Annotated in this window: 21 protein-coding genes; 8 read left to right on the forward strand and 13 right to left on the reverse strand. The window is 68.3% G+C overall.

Features of this window, described 5'->3' with window-relative positions:
• Positions 1–57: 57 nt before the first annotated feature.
• From E6C70_RS09355 to E6C70_RS09370, 4 genes are read right to left on the reverse strand one after another with little or no spacing between them, the layout of a single operon-like run.
• Positions 58–951 carry an SIS domain-containing protein gene (locus E6C70_RS09355; protein ID WP_136424260.1) on the reverse strand — a complete coding sequence of 298 codons (894 nt, stop codon included), beginning with the start codon at positions 949–951 and terminating at the stop codon, positions 58–60.
• 33 nt (positions 952–984) lie between these two features.
• A complete protein-coding gene (locus tag E6C70_RS09360; RefSeq protein ID WP_136424261.1) occupies positions 985–1,890 on the reverse strand; it encodes a carbohydrate ABC transporter permease in 906 nt (301 codons plus the stop codon).
• Positions 1,887–2,900: a carbohydrate ABC transporter permease gene (locus E6C70_RS09365; protein WP_136424262.1), complete on the reverse strand. Its 1,014-nt coding sequence runs from the start codon at positions 2,898–2,900 to the stop codon at positions 1,887–1,889. The genes E6C70_RS09360 and E6C70_RS09365 overlap by 4 nt, the downstream gene beginning before the upstream one ends.
• Before the next feature lie 7 nt (positions 2,901–2,907).
• Positions 2,908–4,167: an extracellular solute-binding protein gene (locus tag E6C70_RS09370; RefSeq protein ID WP_136424263.1), complete on the reverse strand. Its 1,260-nt coding sequence runs from the start codon at positions 4,165–4,167 to the stop codon at positions 2,908–2,910.
• 354 nt (positions 4,168–4,521) lie between these two features.
• On the opposite strand from E6C70_RS09370, the gene E6C70_RS09375 reads away from it, so the two are divergent.
• Positions 4,522–6,267 (forward strand): carbohydrate binding domain-containing protein, encoded by a 1,746-nt coding sequence (locus E6C70_RS09375; protein WP_136424264.1) that lies wholly within the window; start codon positions 4,522–4,524, stop codon positions 6,265–6,267.
• A 90-nt stretch (positions 6,268–6,357) separates the two neighbouring features.
• Here the strand turns inward: E6C70_RS09375 and E6C70_RS09380 are convergent, their stop codons facing one another.
• The 5 genes from E6C70_RS09380 to E6C70_RS09400 all read right to left on the reverse strand — a co-directional run bounded on the left by E6C70_RS09380 (position 6,358) and on the right by E6C70_RS09400 (position 10,960).
• Positions 6,358–7,140 (reverse strand): bestrophin-like domain, encoded by a 783-nt coding sequence (locus E6C70_RS09380; protein WP_168770902.1) that lies wholly within the window; start codon positions 7,138–7,140, stop codon positions 6,358–6,360.
• Positions 7,141–7,404: 264 nt separating this feature from the next.
• Positions 7,405–8,199, reverse strand: coding sequence for a lysophospholipid acyltransferase family protein (locus E6C70_RS09385; RefSeq protein WP_136424266.1), 795 nt, complete (start codon positions 8,197–8,199; stop codon positions 7,405–7,407).
• Positions 8,200–8,898: 699 nt separating this feature from the next.
• Positions 8,899–9,369, reverse strand: coding sequence for an NUDIX hydrolase (locus E6C70_RS09390; protein WP_136424267.1), 471 nt, complete (start codon positions 9,367–9,369; stop codon positions 8,899–8,901).
• 572 nt (positions 9,370–9,941) lie between these two features.
• Positions 9,942–10,574, reverse strand: coding sequence for an alpha/beta hydrolase family protein (locus E6C70_RS09395; RefSeq protein ID WP_136424402.1), 633 nt, complete (start codon positions 10,572–10,574; stop codon positions 9,942–9,944).
• Positions 10,575–10,675: 101 nt separating this feature from the next.
• A complete protein-coding gene (locus tag E6C70_RS09400) occupies positions 10,676–10,960 on the reverse strand; it encodes a DUF1905 domain-containing protein (RefSeq protein WP_136424268.1) in 285 nt (94 codons plus the stop codon).
• Positions 10,961–11,097: 137 nt separating this feature from the next.
• Between E6C70_RS09400 and E6C70_RS09405 the strand changes: the two genes are divergently transcribed.
• The 5 genes from E6C70_RS09405 (at position 11,098) to E6C70_RS09425 (ending at position 15,803) form a co-directional block, all read left to right on the forward strand.
• Positions 11,098–11,892: a transglutaminase-like domain-containing protein gene (locus E6C70_RS09405; RefSeq protein ID WP_136424269.1), complete on the forward strand. Its 795-nt coding sequence runs from the start codon at positions 11,098–11,100 to the stop codon at positions 11,890–11,892.
• Between the two features lie 217 nt (positions 11,893–12,109).
• Positions 12,110–13,126 carry a Gfo/Idh/MocA family protein gene (locus tag E6C70_RS09410; protein ID WP_235833368.1) on the forward strand — a complete coding sequence of 339 codons (1,017 nt, stop codon included), beginning with the start codon at positions 12,110–12,112 and terminating at the stop codon, positions 13,124–13,126.
• Positions 13,127–13,517: 391 nt separating this feature from the next.
• Positions 13,518–13,979 (forward strand): SRPBCC family protein, encoded by a 462-nt coding sequence (locus tag E6C70_RS09415; RefSeq protein WP_207670083.1) that lies wholly within the window; start codon positions 13,518–13,520, stop codon positions 13,977–13,979.
• Positions 13,972–15,435, forward strand: a complete 1,464-nt coding sequence (locus E6C70_RS09420) for a phytoene desaturase family protein (protein WP_136424272.1) — start codon at positions 13,972–13,974, stop codon at positions 15,433–15,435. The genes E6C70_RS09415 and E6C70_RS09420 overlap by 8 nt, the downstream gene beginning before the upstream one ends.
• A 68-nt stretch (positions 15,436–15,503) precedes the next feature.
• Entirely contained in the window at positions 15,504–15,803 is a 300-nt protein-coding gene (locus E6C70_RS09425; RefSeq protein ID WP_168770903.1) for a DUF4190 domain-containing protein, read from the forward strand.
• A 60-nt stretch (positions 15,804–15,863) separates the two neighbouring features.
• On the opposite strand, the gene E6C70_RS09430 is transcribed toward E6C70_RS09425, so the two are convergent.
• Together E6C70_RS09430 and E6C70_RS09435 are read right to left on the reverse strand one after the other, a co-directional pair.
• Complete coding sequence (locus E6C70_RS09430) at positions 15,864–16,373, reverse strand: hypothetical protein (RefSeq protein WP_136424274.1); 510 nt, start codon at positions 16,371–16,373, stop codon at positions 15,864–15,866.
• Positions 16,374–16,492: 119 nt separating this feature from the next.
• On the reverse strand, positions 16,493–17,050 hold the full coding sequence (locus tag E6C70_RS09435) for a YceI family protein (RefSeq protein WP_136424275.1): 558 nt from the start codon (positions 17,048–17,050) through the stop codon (positions 16,493–16,495).
• Positions 17,051–17,196: 146 nt separating this feature from the next.
• On the opposite strand from E6C70_RS09435, the gene E6C70_RS09440 reads away from it, so the two are divergent.
• On the forward strand, positions 17,197–17,766 hold the full coding sequence (locus E6C70_RS09440) for an arsenate reductase/protein-tyrosine-phosphatase family protein (protein WP_136424276.1): 570 nt from the start codon (positions 17,197–17,199) through the stop codon (positions 17,764–17,766).
• A gap of 32 nt (positions 17,767–17,798) precedes the next feature.
• Here the strand turns inward: E6C70_RS09440 and E6C70_RS09445 are convergent, their stop codons facing one another.
• Positions 17,799–18,644 carry an NAD-dependent epimerase/dehydratase family protein gene (locus tag E6C70_RS09445; protein ID WP_136424277.1) on the reverse strand — a complete coding sequence of 282 codons (846 nt, stop codon included), beginning with the start codon at positions 18,642–18,644 and terminating at the stop codon, positions 17,799–17,801.
• A gap of 109 nt (positions 18,645–18,753) precedes the next feature.
• Here E6C70_RS09445 and E6C70_RS09450 point away from each other — a divergent pair, with 109 nt between their 5' ends.
• The gene (locus E6C70_RS09450; protein ID WP_207670084.1) at positions 18,754–19,617 is read left to right on the forward strand and encodes a phytanoyl-CoA dioxygenase family protein; all 864 of its coding nucleotides are present in this window, start codon (positions 18,754–18,756) and stop codon (positions 19,615–19,617) included.
• Between the two features lie 37 nt (positions 19,618–19,654).
• Here E6C70_RS09450 and E6C70_RS09455 read toward each other — a convergent pair whose 3' ends face one another.
• A complete protein-coding gene (locus tag E6C70_RS09455; RefSeq protein WP_136424278.1) occupies positions 19,655–20,197 on the reverse strand; it encodes a hypothetical protein in 543 nt (180 codons plus the stop codon).
• Positions 20,198–20,200: the final 3 nt, after the last annotated feature.

Consider the following 20,200-nt stretch of genomic DNA (forward strand, 5'->3'; position numbering starts at 1 on the left):
AGTCCAACACGTCCGGCCCATCCGCGAGTTCCCCGGAATCCGTCGGCGCGGAAATGCTCACAGACCGACGGCAGGCTCGAGGATGACGGAGCGGGTCAGGTTGCGCGGAAGGTCTGCGTCGAGACCTCGTCGGCGCGCCCGCTCCAGTGCCACACGTTGGGCCAGGACGAGGTCGGCCATGGGATCCAGGTCGCTCTCGATCAGGAGCGCGCCCGTCGCTTCGACCGTCTCGGCCAAGCCGACCGGAGTCGGTCCGAACACCCAGGTGACCCGGCCGGGCGCGGCGATGCTGATGGGTCCGTGCCGGTACTCCATCGCCGTGTACGACTCCGTCCAGCTCTGCGATGCCTCCCGCATCTTCAACGCCGCCTCGTGAGCCAGGCCGATGGTCCATCCGGTGCCGAGGAAGGTGATCTGGTCGGCGTGGATCGCTCCGGCCATGAGGGGAAGTGACAGGGCGCGCTCGCCGTCGGCGACCACCGTACCGAGGTCTTCACCGAGGCTCGCTCGGAGCAGCGCGAGGGTGCTCGTGGCGAATCGCGTCTGAACCACCGACCGCTCGTCGGCGAAGGGCAGCGCGATACGGTCGTCGGTCAGGGGCGTCAGCGGGGAGTCCTCGCTGCCCACGATTCCGATGACCCGAGGCGAACCGGGAACGTCGCGCAGAAGGTCGAGGACCTCGGATGTCGTGCCCGATCGCGTAATGGCCACGACGACGTCGTAACCCCGCTCGAGCCGGGCCTCCGATGCGGTGAAGGCATCCGTCACGCCATGGCCCGCGTCTTCGCGCAGAGCCGCGTAGGCCTGTGCCATGAACCACGAGGTCCCGCACCCGACGACGGCGACCCGCTGCCCGGCTTCGGGCAGGATCCGCGACGCAGCGCCCAGCTCGGCGGCCCGAGCCCAGAGGCGCGGCTGGCTCTCCAGCTCCTCGGCCATGTATTCGTTCATCGCGACCTGCTTCCTCTTCGTGGTTGGGGTGGGCTACTTGACCGCGCCAGCGGTGAGACCGCCGACGAGGTGCTTCTCGATCAGGGCGAACAGGATCACGACCGGAACGATGGCGATCAGGGAGGCGGCGAACAGGTCGGACCAGTTCTGCTGATAGGCCGTGACGTAGGAGCTGATGCCGACGGTGAGCGGCTTCTTCGACTCGTCCTGCATGAGGGTGAGCGCGACGACGTACTCGTTCCAGGTGGCGATGAAGGTGAAGGTGATGGCCGTCACGACCCCGGGAAGGGTCAAGGGGAGCATCACCTGCAGGAGGGTCCGCATCCTGCCGGCACCGTCGAGCACAGCCGCCTCCTCGACTTCGGCGGGTATCGCGGCGAAGAAGCCCTGGAGGATCCAGAGGGCGAAGGCGATGTTGAACGCGGCGTCGGTCAGGATGAGCGACGTGTACGTGTTCACCAGCCCCCAGTCGTAGAACTCGCGGTAGATGCCGACGACGAGGCTGGTCGGCGCGAACATCTGCGTCACGATGATCAGCATGAGGAAGAGGCCGCGTCCGCGGAACCGGAACCGGGCGGTGAAGTAGGCCGCCGGGATGGCCACCAGCATCACGAGCACGGTCGACGTCACCGAGACGATCAGCGAGGTGCTGAGCCATCCCCGGAAGACCGGGTCGCTGACCACGTCGACGAACGCGTCGAGCGTCCACACCTTCGGCAGCAGCCGTGGCGGAGTCGCGAGCACCTCCCCGCTCGGCCGCAGGGCGTCCAGGAGCATGACCAGGTAGGGCGAGGCGAACACGAAGGCGACGATGAAGCCCGCGACGGTCAGCAGGACGGCACGAGGAGAGCGGCGGCGCCTGCGCAGGGTTGAGCCGGCTGAGAGCGGAGCTGTTCGACGCGATGCCTGCGACGGCGACTGCACGGATGTTGAGGTCATGACGGGTTCTCCGCTCTGGTGCGGGTGAGGCGGACGTAGACGATGACCGCGATGAGGATGACGATCACGTTGAACACGCCCGCGGCTGCGGCGACACCGACGTCGTGCTGCGCGCTCTTGAAGGCGATCTTGTACATGTAGGTGATGAGGGTGTCGTTCCCGAAGCCCGGATTGGACCCGTTCATGATCCAGATGATGGGGAACGAGTTGAAGACGTAGATCATGTTGAGCACGACGGCGATGAGCATGGCTGGCCGCAGCAGCGGGAGCGTGATGGTGGTGTAGATCTGCCACGGACTAGCGCCGTCGATGCGTGCGGCTTCGTAGACGTCCGTCGGGATGGCGCTGAGGCCGGCGACGAACAGGTACGCCGTGAACGGAAGCGAGACGTACACGCCCACCAGGATCATCGAGGCCATCAGCAGCGGCGGGTTGCCGAGGAAGTCGATGGGCTTCGGGATGACGTGGAGCGCGAGCAGCACCGCGTTGATCGTGCCGTGGTAGTAGTCGAACAGCAGGCGGAAGAGCTGGCTCGTGATGACGAGCGCCGCCGCCCACGGCACGATCACCGCCCAGCGCACGACCCGCCGCCCCCAGAAGTCCTTCGAGAGGAACTGGGCGAGCGCGAGGCCGATGAGGATCGTGATGGCCACGACGGCGACGACCCAGATGCCCGTGTTGAGGACCACCTTGGGAAGGTCGGGGCTCGAGAGGAAGCCGGCGTAGTTGGCGAATCCGGCGTCGCCCTTGCGGATGCCGGTGATGGAGTACTCGCTGAACGAGGTGCTGAAGAGCGTGATGGCCGGGTAGATGACGATCGCCGCTATCAGCAGCAGTGCGGGCGAGAGCCAGAGGAGCGCCTGCCATCCGCTCGCCTCGTTGGCGCCGCGCCGGCGGCCGCGCCGCGAGGAGGGGGCGGGCCCCGAAGCTCTTCCCCCGATGGAAGGCTTCGGAGCCCGCGCTGGCGCGAGTCTCGTGCCGGATGGTGCGTCGGTCAGGACTCGAGCCATGGGAGTTCTACTTTCCGGCCTCGGCCTGCGCCTGCAGGTCCTTGAGGAACTTCGCCGGGTCGCCGTCGGGTGCCACGGCCAGACCGATGTTCTGCTGGATGGTGAGCTTGACCTTGTCCCACTCGGGGTCGTCGGTCGGCGTGAGGTGGATGTTCGGCAGCGTGTCGAGGTACACCTTGAGCTTGTCCTCGGACTCGAAGGACTTGAGGCCCGACTGGGTGACGGGCAGGAAGCCCTCCGCCTTGATCCAGGTGTTGATCTGGTCGGGCGAGTAGTAGAGCTTGTAGAACTGCTTGACCGCGTCCTGGTTGCCCTTCTTCTTGAACGCCATCAGGTAGTCGGTGACGCCGTAGGTCTGCGGGTCGGCCTTGTTGCCGGACGGCATGGGGGCGATCCCGTAGTTGACACCGGTGAAGTCCTTGTCGAGCGCGCCCTGCAGCGGGCCGAATCCGACGATCATGCCGGCCTTGCCCTGCTCGAACAGCGGGAAGGCTCCATCGGTGCGGTTGGTGCTGCCGGGGTTGTTCTGCGTGACACCGTCGGTCACGCTCAGACCCTTCATGAACTCGAGCGTCTTGACGTTCTCAGGCGAGTCGAGCGTCCACTTGCCGTCCTTCTTGAAGGTGCCGCCGTTGTTGAACAGCCACATGGCCAGTTCACCCTGCGCCTCCTCCGGGCCGAGCGGCTGGGCGTAGCCGACCGCGCCGTTGCCGAGGGCGGTGACCTTCTTGGCGTCGTCACGGAACTCGTCCCACGTGGTCGGCGGCTTCGCGATGCCGGCCTGGCTGAAGAGGTCCTTGTTGTAGAACAGCGCCCGGGCCGAGGAGAGGTCGGGCATGCCGTAGAACTTGCCCTTGTACGTCCCGCTGTTCACGAACGCCGGGATGATGTCCTCGGCGGTGTCCTTCGGGAGCACCTCGTCGCCGCTGTAGAGCAGACCGTCTGCGGCGTAGCTCGCGTAGGTGTTCAGGTTGAGGATGTCCGGCAGGTTGTTCGTCTGCACCATCGTGCTGCTCTGCTGGTCGATGTCGTTCCAGCTGATGATCTGGAGGTCGAGCTTGACCTTGGTGGTCTCCTCGTACGTCTTCGCGAACGCCTTCCAGAACTTGGCGGTGTTGTCGGGGCTGTACTCGGCGATGACGACCTTGATGGACTTGACCGAGTCGCCTCCTGAGCCGGATGAGCCGTTGGTGGAACACGCCGCCAGACTGATGGCAGCGACGCTGGCGAGGGCCAGGGTGGCGCCTCTCCGAATGGACTTTCGCATGGTGACCGCACTTTCAGTGAGTGATTCAGGGGGGATGTGATGCTTTCACGCTTCGAAACGTCGATAAACGATCGATTTTGCTCAAGCTAGCAGCGACGCGATCAGTTGTCGTCAGGTGAAAATCACGAAAACATCACAACCATGACCCCAGTTCGGGGGATATTACTGACGCATTCGTGATCGATCGTCAGATTCCGTGACCGGGTTGATGTATTCGGCCGGATCCATAGCCCGCCGCTGATCGATCTGCTACTTTTCCGTCACATTCGAGCACGGTGATGTGACGAGGATTTCTCGCTCATGTGCGCGCTCGCCGATGAGGGCCGGGCGTCCTCGGAATGCAGAGAATCGCACATGCCGCTTCACGACCCATCCACCCGTCCGCCCTCCCGTCGTCCCGGAGGCGCTCCCGCCGCCGCCCGTTGGAGGTTGCCCATCGCCGTCGCCGGGGTCGCAGCCGTCGCCATCGTCGGCGGAGTCGGCGTCCAGGTCGCTACCGCTTCGGAGTCCGCCAGCGTGCGGGCGGCGGCCCCCGCTCCGCTCGCCAGCTTTCCGCCGAAGTCCAACGGCGCGTGGATCTACGACGGCGCAGCCCGGGGACAGTGGCTGCCCGTCATCCAGTCCTACAACCAGATCGCCACCGGCGAGCACAAGATCACCCAGATCAACACCTACGGGTCGGACATCGAGGGCGACTCGAGCGGCTACGACACGTACTACGACACGAGCGCCAAGACCGGCAACCGCGACACCACGTCCGAGTACTACAACGCCCTCGTCCTCGCGCCGGCACTCGCCGGCACCGCATCGACGTCGTACACGTTCTCCCCGATCATCGACGCGCAGCTCACCAGCGACTACATCAGCGGCTTCAACGGAGCGAGCAAGGCCGTGGCCGAGGCATCCGCCGACAAGGTGGCTGCGCAGGTGTGCGCCGACGAGCGGGCCGACGGCATCCAGTTCGACATCGAGAGCTTCGACGTGACGAAGGACGGCCAGTACTACTTCTACAACCAGATCAGCAAGGACTTCGCGGGTCTCCACTCGGGCAGCACGGCCAGCGACCCCTACGGCTGCGTCGACGCGAAGCACGCCAACGGCCGGTACTACTCGGTGTTCGCCTTCGCCGCATCCGTCGACCCGGCGAACGGCAATTCCGCGGCACGCGTCAAGGACGTCTTCGAGACGAACGGCAAGGCCAACGGATACTTCGTCGATTCCCTCTACGACCTCGGCACCGGGGCCACCGGACACCTCAACGACCTCCCGACGTACCAGAGCCTCGTCACCGCGGAGGTCACCCACATGAAGACGTGGGCGAACAGCCTCGGCATCTCGTACGCCTTCGGCATCCCCGCCTCGGCGTCGGCCCACGAGTTCACGTCGTGCACCGGTGGTTGCGTCGCCGGCGCCGATGGTTCGCTCGGCAACCCGATGATCGAGTACACGAAACGAGCGGTCGGGGCCATCAACTCGGCCGGCGCTCCGCAGGACCCGCTGTTCATCGGAACCAACATCTGGTCGATGGGGTCGTTCACGGCGATCTCGCCGTTCAACTTCTACCCGTCGCCGCCTCCCACCGACGTGCTGACCTGGCTCGCAGCGAACCTGCCCGGCTCCAAGGCGGCGGGGACGGGAACCACGACGCCCACTCCGACGCCCACTCCGACAGCCACGCCCACGCCAACACCGACGCCGACGGCACCCGCCGGAACGCAGCTCATCACCAACGGAGGATTCGAGAACAACCTCACGGGCTGGAATTGCGACGGCACCTACAGCGTGGACTCCGTTGCCGCATCCGGCACTCACGGGGTCCGGCTGACGCCCTCGGCGACCGTCACATCCGTCTGCTCGCAGACCGTGAGCGTCGTGTCCGGCAAGCAGTACACGCTGTCGGCCAAACTCAAGTCGAACGGGGCGTACATCTCGGTGGGCGTGAAGAACGGAGCCGAGGTGACGTCGAATGCCTCGACGTTCACGTCGGCGAGCCTCCCCGTCACGGCGACGGCGAGCACGATCACCGTGTACGTGCAGGCCTACAAGCAGCAGACCGGAGACACCTGGGCCGATGACGTCAGTCTCATAGCCGCAGGCTGATCGAGGCGGTAGTCGAGGGAGTCACCTGCTCCCCGGAGAATGCGGACCCGTTCACCGAGCGGGTCCGCATTCGTGCGCGCGCGACATCCGTCAGCGATCGATGACCTGGAGGATGCGCTCGAAGTCTCCGGGACCGACGGCGATCGAACCGGCATATGGATGATCCATGTCAGCGGTGAGGAAGATCACCAGGCCGACGAAGAGCGCGAGGAGGGCGGCCATCATCACGTGCAGGCGGAAAGCCTTCACGTCGATGAAGGCGATGAGGATCGCGTTGATGAGGGCCCCGATCCAGATGACCACCCAGAACAGTGGGGGCAGCTGGAGAGTCGTGGCATCGATTCGCGCTCGCCGCGCTTCGACGAAGCCGTCGAAGGTCGCGAGCAGCCGCATGTAGACGGCCTGCTGTCCGAGCGTTTCGGGATTGAAGCTGTAGATGCGGCTCTCGATCGCGTCCACCTTCGCGGTGCTCGCCACGGCGACCTGCCCGTCGGCCTGCTGGGGCCAGTCCTGATGGATCACCGTGCGCACGTAGTCCCTGAGCGATTCGTGAACCTCGTCACGCAGGCCGGCCGGCAGCGCGTTCGCTCCACGGTAGAGGGCACCGATCTGCGAGGTCTCCTCGAGCCCCGCGGAGTGAGCATCGCTGTAATTGCCGTACACCGTCACGGCAACCAAGGCCAGAAGGATGCCGAAGAACACGCCGAACGTGCTGCTCGTGTAACCCAGCACGCGATCCCACTGCGCGGGGTCCAAGACCGACCGCCGCACGGACGGGCGCAGGACGATCACGATCGCGACGGAGCCTCCGACGAAGAGCACCACGAACGCGGGCAGGGTGACCCAATCGGGTGTGTCGTAGAACCAGGACACCGGCGCTCCTTTCATCATCCGAACGCATGTCGATCGCCGCTCAGCTTAGAGCCCGGTGCGGGGTTCCGTCAGGTGTGGGGCTCGTCGATGGCGCGCCGCTGCGGGTTCGCCCGGTTGTCCGCGCGCTGATGCCGCGGGTGGGCGTCCGCGTCAGGTGATGGAGCGCTGATGCCGTGCGGCGGGCGTCCGCATCAGGTGGTGGAGCGGTGATGCTGCACGGTGGGCGTCCGCATCAGGTGACGCAGGCCTGATGCCGCGCGTCTCTCAGTGCTCGGGGCGGGGGGCGGCTACCGTCGTGGCATCGGATTCGCGAGCGGCGTCGCGCTCGGCATCCGCGGCGGCCGACTCGGCAGCGGTAGGCGCGGTTCCGCCCAGTGCGCGCGGCTGCCACCACGCTCCGGCTCCGTTGACCGGGTAGCTCTTCTGCAGACCGTCGACCAGCGACTGCAGAGTGCCGCGCAGACGGTCGGTCGCGATGCGCACGTCGTCGGCATCCGTCACCGTGATCGGCGAACCGAACGCGAACGAGACCGGGACCCCGAAACGCTCGAGGAATCCGACGCGGTGGCGTTTGGTCATGAGGCGCTGGCCGCCCCAGACGGCGACGGGGATGACGGGCACGCCCGCCTCGGCTGCCAGGCGAACCGCGCCGGTCTTCAACTCACGGACGGTGAACGATGCGCTCACGCCGGCCTCGGGGAACACGCCCAGCAGCTCGCCGTTGCGGAGCGCCTCGACCGCCTTCGCGTAGGCGGCGGCACCGGCCTTCATGTCCACGCTGATGTGGTGCATCCCGCGCATGAGCGAGCCGACCACGGGCTTGTCGAACACGCTCTTCTTGGCCATGAAGCGCACGCGACGCTTGTTGGCGAGCCACGTCGTCCACTCCACGAGGGCGAAGTCCCAGTACCCGAAGTGCGTCATCGCGAGCACGGCCCCGCCGGTGGTCGGGATGTTCTCGACGCCGGTCACCGAGCGCTTGAGGCGCAACGAGCCGAACAGGGTTCGGCCGGCGACGATGGCCGTGCTATAGACGGGCTCGCTTCTGCGGGTCTTCATGGCATCAGGGTAAAGGGAGCGCCTGCACAGGAACTGCATATATCCCGCGCGATGACCGCATGCGCCCGGGGTGAGGGGGAGCGCGTCGGATGCCGTCGCCCGCCGGGGGTGCCTTGCGGTCGCGGGGTGCGCCCCGGCCGGGTGGGAGCAGATCCGACTCGGTCGCTCACCGGGTGTGCCTTGTGCGCCCCGGCTACGAGGGTGCAGACCCGACTCCGTCGCTCGCCGGGTGTGCCTTGCGGTGGCGGGGTGCGCCCCGGCCGGGTGGCACCCGAAGGTGAGGGCGCGAGCGGAAGGGCCAGCTGCCTACGATCGGAGTGCACGAGCGCGGCGCCCTGGGCTGCGCTCGTGCGCTCTATTTTCGGGAGTGCGGTTCCGGTTGGTGACCCGTCGGCTCGGCCGTCCGGGTCGCTCGGGTCCATCCGTTCGCCGTTCAGTCGAGTCGTACGGTCGGATCGACCTGTAGGTCGATCCTGTCGTTCGCGGGGCAGGGCGCTCAGCCCGTCGGGTCGGTGAGCGCCGCGTGCCTCCGTGCGCCCAGGCCGAGTGCTCAGTCCACGTCCGTGCGCCGAGGCCGTGTGCTCAGTCCGCATCCGTGCGCCGAGGCCGTGTGCTCAGTCCGCATCCGTGCGCCGAGGCCGTTTGCTCAGTCCGGTTGGTCGGTGAGGCGGCGTGCATCCGTTCAGCGAGGCCGTGAGCTCAGTCCGCTCGGTCGGTGAGCGCGGCCTGCAGTGCCGCCAGGATCGCGACCTGCCCGGCGACCAGCTTCTCGGATGCCACCTCGATCGGGAACCAGTCGGCCCGATCCACCTCGGGAAAGCTCTGCATCCGTCCGCTGCGTGGGGGCCATTCCGTCTCGAACGTGTTGCTCGAGACGGGCGGGAGGACGGCATCCGTCTCGCCCGCGAACGCGATGACCGTCTTGCCCGACGCATAGCGGAAGCCGCCGAGCTCTGTCAGTTCGATCGGGGGGAGGGGAGAGCCGGTCTCCTCGGCGAACTCGCGCAGGGCGGCGTCGCGGGGATACTCGCCCTCCTCGATGATTCCCTTGGGGATCGACCAGGCCCGAGCATCCTTGCGCGCCCAGAACGGCCCGCCCATGTGGGCGAGGTAGACCTCGAGCTGGGGTTCTTGGCGATACAGGAGGATCCCAGCGCTCACGACGGCCATGATGCGACGTTACGCCACACGGTGCGGGTGGGTTCGTCGCCCCCGATGCGCGTTATGGCACTGTTCCGCGCCAGGATGCGCGTTATCGCACTGATGCGGATGAGCGTGCGCGGGTCTCCCTTCTCCGGATGTGCGTTATGGCACTGTTCGGCGACGAGATGCGCGTTATGGCACTGTTCGGCGACGGGATGCGCGTTATGGCACTGGTCCGGTCGGCATGCTGTACGACACCGTTCCGGTCAGGCGCCCGCAAGGCTCATTCCTCCGGATGCGCGCTACGGCACTGTTCCAGTCGGGCGGTCGCGGGCCTCGCGTCTCGGGATGCGCGTTGTGGCACTGTTCGGCGCCGGGATGCGCGTTATGGCACGGATGCGGATGAGCGTGCGCGGGTCTCCCTTCTCCGGATGCGCGTTATGGCACTGTTCGGCGCCGGGATGCGCATTATGGCACGGTCGCGGCTGAGCCTCCGGAAGGTTCACCTCTCCGGATGCGCGTTTTGGCACTGTTCGGCGACGGGATGCGCGTTATGGCACTGTTCCCGGGGGGCTCGTAGCAGCGGCAGCGCGGCCGGGTCAGTGGGCGCGCACGTAGGCCGCCACCCGGGGTGCGAGGGACGCGCCGTTGACATCCGCCGGTCGGCGCGCGCCCGCGATGGCGAACGAGTGGTCGCCGCCCTCGATCCAGTCCAGGCGCGCGTTCGATCCGATACGGGAGACGACATGATCGAGCAGGGTCCCGGTCGCGAACGTGTCGTTCCGGCCCTGCAGGAACAGCATCGGCACCGTGATGCCGTAGAGGTGCTCGTCGCGGATCTTCTCGGGCCTGCCCGGCGGGTGCAACGGGTATCCGAGAAGCACGATTCCGGCTGCCGGCATCCCCTCCGCGACGGCCATGGTCGCCATCCGCCCGCCGAACGACTTGCCCGCCGCCCAGACGGGCCCGGAGCTGCGAGCGGACGCCGCCTGCATCGCCGCACGCCACGCGGCGATCGCGGCGGGCGGACGATCGGGCATCCGCCGTCCGGCCTCGGTGTAGGAGAAGTTGAACCGCAGAGACGACACACCCTCGTCGGCGACGGCCTCGGTGAATCCCACGAGGAACGGATGCCGCATGCCCGCGCCGGCGCCGTGCGCCACGACGATCGTCGGGGTCGCCATACCTTCAGGCCGTGCAGGCCCGCGCGCTGCCGTCCACTCGCCGGTGATCGTGCCCGCGCTCGCCGGTTCGGCGCCAGCAGCACCGGGCGCGTTGGATCCGTCGAGCTCGATCGAGATCACCTCGGCGGTGTCGACCACCCTCTCTGAGCTCACTCCAGCACGTCCAACACGACTGTGACCGTGTCGCTCTCGGAGATGCCTTCCGCGACGCGCACCGCCTTCTTCAGCGGAAGCACGTAGCTCTCGCCCGACGGGAAGATCGACGTCGTCCACGTGGTGGAACCGATGCGCGCCCGCACCTTGACGGCCCCGAATCCACGCCGCATGCGCGGGACTTCGGCGACATCCGCAGCCAGCTCCTCGGGCATCGAGACGAAGAACCAATTGGCCTGAGCCTCCCACTCGAACAGCTCGGCGTCGAAGGTGAAGTGCATGGCTGGAATGCTATTCCTCACCACCCACCCGCGGAGTGATAACGTCGCCGCATCGCGACTCGGCGTCGAGGTCTGCCTGCGCGAGGCATCCGTCATCTGGAGTCGCTCATGAGGCGTCCATCCCGAGGAGAACCCCCATGCAACGACACGTCAGCGCCCACCTCGAGCTGACCGTGAGCGGCCCGGCTCAGCTCGCGTTCATCGTCGAGGTGGCGCGCGGCTACGCCGTCACCGAGTCGCTCTCGATCACCCGCGATGGGCGGGCCGTCACCGTCCCGGAGTGGGATGACGTGCACGGCGCCCGCATCCGCTCGCTGGACACGGATGCCGCCAAGGTCGTGCTCGACTACACCGCGACGGTCACCGACTTCGCCGAGACGGTTCCGGCGACGGATGTCGAACTGCTCACCTACCTGCGCCCGAGCCGATACTGCGAGGCCGATTCCCTCTTCCCCACGGCCCGTGCGGAATTCGCCGGGCTCGCGGCGGGTCCCGAGTTGCTCGCGGCCGTGAGCTCATGGGTGGGGACCGAGCTCAGCTACGTTCCGGGGTCGTCGCTGCCCACGGACGGGGCCGTCAACACGCTGCTCGCGCGCCAAGGCGTCTGCCGGGACTACGCGCACCTGGTGATCGCGTTGCTGCGAGCGCTCGACGTTCCCGCGCGGCTCGCCGCCGTCTACGCGCCCGGGCTCGACCCGATGGACTTCCACGCCGTCGCCGAGGCCTGGGTGGAGGGGGCGTGGCACGTGGTCGACGCGACGACCCTCGCGCCGCGATCCACCCTCGTGCGCATCGCGACGGGACGGGATGCCGCCGACACCGCCTTCCTCTCGAACTACGGGGCGAACGTGCGACTGGACAACCTGTGGGTGACCGCGGTCGCCGACGAGCTCCCCGGCGACGACGTGACGCAGCTGGCGCGCATCCACTGAGCACGCATCCGCTGAGTACGTTCGCTCGGCTGACACGTCGGCCAGGCCCCGGATGCCGCATCCGTTGGGCAGTTGATGTCGAGCGGAGGCGCGCCCGAGGACATCTACTGCCCAACGGACTGGGGGGTCGGGAGTCCGTTGGTCAGTTGTTGTCGCGCGGAGGCGCGCCGAGGACATCTACTGCCCAACGGCGAGAATGAACGGGCAGACTGGGCGGATGAGCGCCATCCGCACCGCCGTCATCGGATTCGGAACGTCCGGCCGGGTGTTCCATGCCCCGTTCGTCGCGGCGGACCCCGACTTCCGCCTCGACGTCATCGTCACCGCCAACCCCGAGCGCGCCGCCGAGGCGAGACGCCTCCACCCGGACGCCCGGGTCGTCGACAGTGCCGAGGACGCGATCGCCGCCGACGTGGACCTCGTCGTGGTCGGCTCACCACCGGCCACCCACGCTCCGTTGGCTCACGCCGCCCTCGACGCCGGGCACGCGGTGCTGGTCGACAAGCCCTTCGCCGTCACGAGCGCCGAGGGCCGTGAACTCGTCGAGAAGGCCGATCGTCTCGGCCATCCGCTCACCGTCTTCCAGAACCGACGCTGGGACGGGGACTACCTCACCCTGCAGCGGCTCGTGCGCGACGGCGCGCTCGGCGAGGTGCGGCGGTTCGAGTCGCGATTCGAGTGGTGGAAGCCGTCGCCGCCTGCGAGTTGGAAGGCGGAGAGCCCCGTGGGTGAGGGCGGCGGGATCCTGTTCGACCTCGGTGCCCACCTGATCGACCAGGCCCTGAAACTGTTCGGCCCGATCGACGACCTCTACTCCGAGGTGCGCACGTTGCGGCCGGGAGCGGCGGCGGATGACGACGCCTTCCTCGCGCTCCGGCACACCTCGGGCACCATCTCGCATCTGTGGATGAACTCGCTCGCGCCGCAGTTCGGCCCGCGCTTCCACGTGCTCGGATCGGCTGCCGGCTACACGAGCTGGGGCCTCGATCCGCAGGAGGCGGCGCTGAAGGGCGGGGGCCTCCCCTCCGACCCGGGTTTCGGTGAGAAGCCGGCGGATGAGTGGGGCGAGTTCGGCCTGCAGGGTTCGCTCGAGCGTGTGCAGACTGATCGCGGCGATTACGCCGGGTTCTACCGGGCGCTCGCGGGCGCGCTGCTGCGCGGACAGCCGGTTCCGGTCGATCCGCGCGACGCGGTGACGGTGCTCGAGATCATCGAGCGGGTGCGAGCCCGCTGAGCGTCAGGCAGGCGCGCTCGCACCGAGCGCTGCCTGATCCGCCGCAGAACGCAGGACCACAGCGCCGATGGCTGCGATATGCGGCTATGCGCGATCTCATCCTGCGTTCTGCGTTTACCGAACGCTGACGGTTGCGCGGCGGCTGGCGCCCCATCGGCGTCCAGTCGGCGGACGCCACGAGCGACACGCCGTGCGCTGAAGGCCGGGCACGGCGCGTCGGCTACCGCCATCCGCCGACTCGGTTGCCGGCATGCCGCTAGGGCCGGCGCATCGCTGTAATCCCGCGCGCCGACGGACCCAGACCGGCGACGCGTATGCGTCGCGACCCGTCAAGCCCTCGTGCCGGGATGCGGTCGACCTCTACGCTCGGAAGCGACGATCGGAGGCACCTGTGTCGCTCAATGTGCGCGCGTTCCACTGCCCGCCGGCTGCGGTGTTCGAGGTCCTCGCTGACGGCTGGCTCTATCCGGTCTGGGTGGTCGGAGCATCGCGGATGCGCGACGTCGACGACGCCTGGCCCGAGGCCGGGGCCGTGCTGCAGCATTCGGTGGGCGCATGGCCCGCCCTCCTCAATGACGAGACCGTGAGCCTCGAGTGGGAACCCCCGCATCGGATGGCGATGCAGGCGAAGGGCTGGCCGATCGGGGAGGCCCGCGTCGTGCTCGACGTCAAGCCGCGAGGGAACGAATGCGTCGTGCGCATCCAGGAGCAGGCGCAAGAAGGTCCGGGCCGGTGGTGGATGCCGCGGCTCGTCCGTGAGCTGATCCTCTACGCCCGCAACCGGGAGACCCTGCAGCGTCTGGCGTTCCTCGCGGAGGGTCGTTGGCGCAACGGGGAGCGAACGATTGGCTGAACTCGACGCGGTCGTCGTCGGGGCCGGACCGAACGGGCTGGCCGCCGCCATCACTCTCGCCCGGGCGGGCCTGCACGTCCGCGTGTACGAGGGCGAGCCGACCATCGGAGGGGGCGCGCGCACCGCCGAGCTCACTCTTCCCGGGTTCTTCCACGACGTCTGCTCCGCTGTGCATCCGATGGCGCTCGCCTCCGCCTTCTTCCGCGAGTTCCAGCTCGAGCGCCGCATCGAGCTCCGGCAGCCCGAGGCATCGTTCGGGCATCCGCTCGACGGCGGCCGCTCGGGCATCGCCTACCCGTCGCTCGATCGCACGGTTTCCGAGCTCGGCATCGATGGCGCAGCGTACGACCGCATCATGCGGCCGCTCGTCGACCACACGGATGCCGTCGCGTCGCTCACCGGCCACCAGCTGTTGCGTGTGCCGGAGCATCCCGTCGCAGCGCTGCACTTCGCCCTCATGGTCGCCGAGCAGGGCACGGCGGCCTGGAACTCGCGATTCGACGACGACCTCGCGCCCGCCATGATCACGGGCGTCGGAGCGCACGCCATCCTGCCGATGCCGAGTCTCGCCACGGCCGGCGTCGCGCTTACCCTCGGCAGCTTCGCGCACGCGCGGGGGTGGCCCATCCCGGTCGGTGGCAGTCAGGCGATCGTCGACGCGTTGGCCGCCGAGATCATCGCGTGCGGCGGCGAGATCGTGACGGATGCACCGATCGCCTCGCTCGACGAGCTGCCGAGTGCTACCGCGACACTGCTCGACGTCACTCCCCGCGCGCTCGTTGCGCTGGCGGGCGACCGCCTGCCGCCGGCCTACCGTCGCCGACTCGAGGCATTCCGCTACGGGAATGCGGTCGCGAAAGTGGACTTCGCCCTCTCCGAGCCGGTGCCGTGGACGGATGCGCGACTCGCCTCAGCGGGGACCGTCCACGTGGGCGGCACCCGAGCCGAGATCGCGCACGCCGAGAACACGGTCGCAGCCGGCCGCCACGCCGATGCGCCCTACGTCCTCACCGCGCAGCCGACCGTCGTCGACGCGAGCCGAGCACCGGATGGGCGGCACGTCCTGTGGGCCTACACGCATGTGCCGCGGGGATCGCGCATCGACCAGACCGAGGTGGTCACCCGAGCCATCGAGCGCTTCGCACCCGGCTTCCGCGACGTGGTGCTCGCGACTGCGAGCCGCACCGCCATCGAGGTCGAGGCGCACAACCCGAACTACGTGCTCGGAGACATCGCGTCGGGAACCCCCGACCTCGCCCAGCTGCTGCGCCGACCGGTGCTCTCGACCGACCCGTGGAGTACGCCGCTCGCCGGCGTCTACCTCGCGGGCGCGTCCACGCCTCCCGGGCCGGGGGTTACGGGCCTGCCGGGATGGTTCGCCGCCCTCAGCGCCCTGCGACACGAATTCGGCACGCGCATCCGCCCCGACCTGTCGTGGCGCCCGCCAGCGGAGTGAGCGCTGCGGCACCGGTTCCTAACGTCACAATCCGGCTCGAGTCGCTCGCCGGCCGCTACTCTGCGTTCATGACCAGCACACCGCCTCCTGCACCCGTCCCCTCCTACGACCAGCCGGCTGCCGGCGCCAAGACGAACGTCTTCGCGATCGTCTCCATCATCACCGTGTGGTTCGGCGCCATCTTCGGGCTCATCTTCGGGTACGTCGCCCTCTCGCAGATCAAGCGCACCGGCGAGGGTGGTCGCGGCCTCGCGCTCGCTTCGGTGATCATCGCCTGGATCGCCATCGGCCTCGGCATCATCGCCACGGTCATCGCGTTCATCGTGATCGGCATCGCCGCGAGCAACGGCCAGATCAGCACCAACTGACACGCGGTGCCTGACGCTGCCGCTGGTGCCGAGCGGCGCGTGCCGAGCGGCGGCCGCCGCTCAGGCGCCCTGCGGCGGATGCACGAGCAGGTCGACCCGGTCGCGCAGGTAGTCGGCGAGCGGAACGAGGGCGTCGGATGCCGCGCTCCAGCGCACCATCGGCTCGTCGTCGCGCAGCACGATCGGGCCGGACGCGTTGGCCAACGTCTCGTCGAGGGGGATCGGCGTCGCGTCGAAGTTGACCGCCTCACCCTCGACGAATCGGCCACGGTGGGCGGCCGCCCGATAGTCACGGCGCTCCTCGGCGGAAAGCGACTGGAATGCGGGACGCCCCGGCGGAAGGGCGCGGGTGAGCGCACCCGTCGCGAAAACCGAGCCATCGCGAGCGACCAGCAGGGTGCCGAGCCGCCAGACTCGTCCGATGGACTCCATCCGCGGGGCCCGACGGATGCCGAGCGTGCGTCTATCGCCCACGTACCGGGCGAGGGCCTCGTCCCGGGCGCCCGCGTCGCTCAGTCGGGCGACGGCATCCGTCACAGCTTGGCGAGCCCGCTCGACTCCGGCATCCATGGATCGAGGCTAGGGCAGCGTCGTCCCCGGAACGAAAATCAGGCATCCGCGCGCCCGTCAGGCTCGAATCCGTGGATCCAGCCTGACCAGCGCACGAATGCCTGAATCAGGGTCGAAGACTACGCAGCGGGCTGCAGGACCAGCTGAACCTCGCCGGAGACGGTGACGTCGTCGCCGAGGGTCATCCCGCCGGCCTCGAGGGCGGCGTTCCAGTTGACGCCGAAGTCCTTGCGGTTGATCTTGGTGGTGAACGACGCGCCGGCCTTCTTCTGGCCGTAGCCGTCGGTCACGACACCGCCGAGCTCGCCCGTGAGGGTGATGCTCTTGGTGACACCGCGGAGGGTCAGGTCGCCCACGATGGTGAAGTCGTCGCCGTCGACCGAGACATCCGTCGAGGTGAAGGTGGCCGTCGGGAACTCGTCGACCTTGAAGAAGTCGCTCGTGCGCAGGTGGTCATCGCGCTGCGCCTGGTTGGTGTCGACGGATGCGACATCGATGCTCGCCTGAACACTTAGGCCGGCCTCGTTGGTCTCGGCGGTGACGTCGAAGGTCTTGAACGCTCCACGCACCTTGCTGATGGCGAGGTGGCGCACGGTGAAGCCGAGCTCGGAGTGGGTCGCGTCGAGCTTCCAGGTGCCGGTGGTGAAGTGAGGGTGGGTGAGGGTGTCGTTGGTCATGTGTGTATGCAACCGCATGGAGCTGGCCCGGTATTCCCGATCGGCTGAAGAAGTTCCTCCCGGGGCGCGGCGGCGCTCCTGCGGGCCTGTGCGAGACTGACAGCCGGTGCGAACAGGCGGTTCCCGCCGCGGGTGCGGAGGTGTCGATGCGTGTTCTCGCCGTGTGCACCGGCAACGTCTGCCGGTCGCCGCTTGCGCAACTGGTTCTCGCCTCCGAGCTGCGCGAGCATCCGCAGGTCACGGTGCTCAGCGCGGGAACGCACGCGCTCGTCGGGGAACCGATGACGGAACGGATGCGCTCCGTCGCGACCGGTCTCGGCCTCGAGGGCGCCGCGGCGCATCGCGCTCGCCAGCTGACGCGCGAACTCATCGCGGAGGCGGACCTCATTCTCGGCCTCACGCGCGAGCACCGTCGGCGCATCGTCGAGCTCGACCCGCTGGCGCTGCGCCGTACGTTCACCCTGCGCGAGTTCGCCCGGCTCTCTGGCGGCCTCAAGGGCGAAGCAGCGGGAACGGATGTCGGCGACGCGGCCTTGGCCGTAGCTGTCGGCGGCATGCGCGGTCGCGTCGCTCCCCCCACGCGGCCCGAGGATGACGACGTGATCGACCCCTACCGCCGATCGGCGGCGGTCTACGCCCGATCGGCCGGCCAGCTGGTGCCAGCGGCACGCACGACGGCGGACGTGCTGCGCCGGTTCGTCACCGCGTCCGACTGAGCGCGGCGCCGGCGCTCAACCGCCCCGACCGCTCACGCCTCGTCGCGCCAGGAGTGCTCCGGTTCGTAGCCGAGCACCCGGCGCGCCTTGTCGATCGAGAGCAGCGTGTCGTTGACGCCCAGCTCGCCGCGCAGCGGGACATCCGGGAACACCTCCGCCACGAGCTCGGCGTTCGGTCGTGCCATGACGGTGTCGGCCGCGGCGATGATGAAGCGATCGAAGCCGGGTGCGGCGTTCTCGAGCGCGCGCTCGATCGCCTGGGCGCCGTCGCGGGCATCGATGTAGCCCCAGAGGTTCCATTTGCGGGAGCGCGCGTCCGCGTCGAAGGACGGGAACTCGGCATAGTCGGCGGGGTCCATCACGTTGGAGAAGCGCAGCGCTGTGATCGACAGTTGGGGGTCTCGCCGCACCAGCTCGATCGCCATCGTCTCCTCGAGGTGCTTCACGAGAGAGTACGTCGACTCCGGCCGCGCCGGGTAGTCCTCGTCGACGGGGATGTACGGCGGCGGAACGTCGAACGGCAGCCCCAGCACCGTCTCGCTCGAGGCGTAGACGATGCGACGGATGTCCAGCCGCTTCGCGGCCTGGAACACGTTGTAGGTGGCGAGCATGTTGTTGTGGAAGGTCGCTGCGTCGCTCGCCATGCCGGGAGCGGGAATGGCGGCCAGGTGCACGATGGCATCCACGCCGTCATGGCGGTCGTCGATGCCCGCGAGCGCGTCGATGACCTGGCCGTAGTCGGTGAGGTCGACGCGTGTGAAGGCGGCGCTGCGCTCGCCGTGCTGGTCGAGGTTGTGCACGTGGTGGCCGTGTTCCCCGAGGATGCGCACGACGGTGCGCCCGAGCTTTCCACTGCCGCCGGTGACCGCGATTCTCATGGTGTCGAGTCTGTCACGAGGTGCCCGCGATACGTGCGGATGGCGCTGACGTGAGCGTAGGCTCGGCATGCCGGCGGCCCGCGCGCCGGTGTTCGATGAGGAGCAGCAGATGACCGACACCGTTTCACGCGCGCACCCGATGACCCCGTCGACCATCGGGACCGATCCCGACATCGCCGAGGCGGTCGCCACGCTGTACACCGACGGCATCATCGGCCGGAAGGCGGCTTTCAGCGCCGAATGGGCCGACGCGATGCGAGAGGACATCGAGGTCGCCTTCGAGGAGGCGCGTTCCCGCCCGGACGGCGCGGTCGGACGCGGGCCGAAGCGCTATTACGTCGAGATGCACCCCGAGCAGATGCGCGGGTGGCTCGAGCTCGTCGACCATCCGTGGGTGAGGGGTGTGTGCGAGGCCGTCCTCGGCCCGAACTACCAGATCGTCGAACTCGGCTTCGACGTGCCCGGTCCTGGCGCGAAGAACCAGCCGTGGCACCGCGATTTCCCGATGCCCGACGAGACGCGCAGCGCCGGCCGGCTGACCTCGCTCGCGTTCAACGCGACGGCGGTCGACACCGAGGAGAACATGGGTCCGTTCGAGATCGCTCCGACGACGCAGTGGGACCTGCCGGAGGGCTTCGAGCACGAGATGTTCCCCGACAAGGCGTTGTACTCCCGATTCGAGGCCCTCGCCGTGCGCAAGTACCCGCGGCGCGGCGACATCTCAGCCCGCTCCGCCCTCACGCTGCACCGCGGAACCGCCAACGAGTCCGACAAGTCTCGACCCGTGCTCGTCCTCGGGGTGGACTCCCCCGGTGCCGGGAACGCGGAGCACCACGACATGGCGGTGACCCGGGGCTTCTACGACTCGCTGCCGGATCGCGTGAAGGCGCACCTCGTCTGCCCCGTCGTGGACGAGTTGACCCCCATCTCCCAGAAGCACTCCATCGAGGGCCTGATGATGGGCGAGGCGTAGCCGCTCGTCGCCGCCGCGTAGTGGACGAACCCTCGAGTCAGTGGACGGAGGCCTTCAGTACGACGATCAGGATCCCGAGGAGGGCCGCACCCGCGGCCGCCGCCCACCGCACCCACATCCGCGAACCACGCCGGGTCAGGCCGATGTAGGCGAGCACCGCCAGCAGCGTCACGTTCACCCACAGCGCGGCCCACTCCGCGCTGTTGTTGCTGACCACTCGAAGGGCTCCGAGAAGGATGATCACCAAGGGAACCAAGGCAGCGAGCAGCATGCCCGAGGTCTCGCTGATGCCGTGCGCCAGGGCCGTCGTGGGCCGGAAGTCGTCGCTCCGGCCGATCGAGGAGAGCAGGTTGGCGAACACATGCGCGACCCAGAAGATCACCACCGTCGCCGCCACCCGAAGCAGGACCTGCCATCCGTCCTGCCCTCGTCCCGTGACGACGATCAGGGCAGACACGAGCAGGATGCCGTAGATCGCCGACTCCGAGAAGATCCCGTCGGCGATCGAGAAGCGGCGTGGCCGGGCACCCGAGTCGGGCAATCGCTCCGTCGAGTCGCTGGGATGCTCGGGCGCGTCCACCCG

The sequence above is a fragment of the Orlajensenia flava genome (assembly GCF_004801905.1).
In the GTDB taxonomy this organism is placed as follows: Bacteria; Actinomycetota; Actinomycetes; order Actinomycetales; family Microbacteriaceae; genus Orlajensenia; species Orlajensenia flava.

Coding starts and splice junctions, on each gene's coding strand:
- E6C70_RS09355 (WP_136424260.1), bottom strand. CDS start 951: ATGAACGAATACATGGCCGAGGAGCTGGAGAGCCAGCCGCGCCTCTGG.
- E6C70_RS09360 (WP_136424261.1), bottom strand. CDS start 1,890: ATGACCTCAACATCCGTGCAGTCGCCGTCGCAGGCATCGCGTCGAACA.
- E6C70_RS09365 (WP_136424262.1), bottom strand. CDS start 2,900: ATGGCTCGAGTCCTGACCGACGCACCATCCGGCACGAGACTCGCGCCA.
- E6C70_RS09370 (WP_136424263.1), bottom strand. CDS start 4,167: ATGCGAAAGTCCATTCGGAGAGGCGCCACCCTGGCCCTCGCCAGCGTC.
- E6C70_RS09375 (WP_136424264.1), top strand. CDS start 4,522: ATGCCGCTTCACGACCCATCCACCCGTCCGCCCTCCCGTCGTCCCGGA.
- E6C70_RS09385 (WP_136424266.1), bottom strand. CDS start 8,199: ATGAAGACCCGCAGAAGCGAGCCCGTCTATAGCACGGCCATCGTCGCC.
- E6C70_RS09390 (WP_136424267.1), bottom strand. CDS start 9,369: ATGGCCGTCGTGAGCGCTGGGATCCTCCTGTATCGCCAAGAACCCCAG.
- E6C70_RS09400 (WP_136424268.1), bottom strand. CDS start 10,960: ATGCACTTCACCTTCGACGCCGAGCTGTTCGAGTGGGAGGCTCAGGCC.
- E6C70_RS09405 (WP_136424269.1), top strand. CDS start 11,098: ATGCAACGACACGTCAGCGCCCACCTCGAGCTGACCGTGAGCGGCCCG.
- E6C70_RS09410 (WP_235833368.1), top strand. CDS start 12,110: ATGAGCGCCATCCGCACCGCCGTCATCGGATTCGGAACGTCCGGCCGG.
- E6C70_RS09425 (WP_168770903.1), top strand. CDS start 15,504: ATGACCAGCACACCGCCTCCTGCACCCGTCCCCTCCTACGACCAGCCG.
- E6C70_RS09430 (WP_136424274.1), bottom strand. CDS start 16,373: ATGGATGCCGGAGTCGAGCGGGCTCGCCAAGCTGTGACGGATGCCGTC.
- E6C70_RS09435 (WP_136424275.1), bottom strand. CDS start 17,050: ATGACCAACGACACCCTCACCCACCCTCACTTCACCACCGGCACCTGG.
- E6C70_RS09440 (WP_136424276.1), top strand. CDS start 17,197: ATGCGTGTTCTCGCCGTGTGCACCGGCAACGTCTGCCGGTCGCCGCTT.
- E6C70_RS09445 (WP_136424277.1), bottom strand. CDS start 18,644: ATGAGAATCGCGGTCACCGGCGGCAGTGGAAAGCTCGGGCGCACCGTC.
- E6C70_RS09450 (WP_207670084.1), top strand. CDS start 18,754: ATGACCGACACCGTTTCACGCGCGCACCCGATGACCCCGTCGACCATC.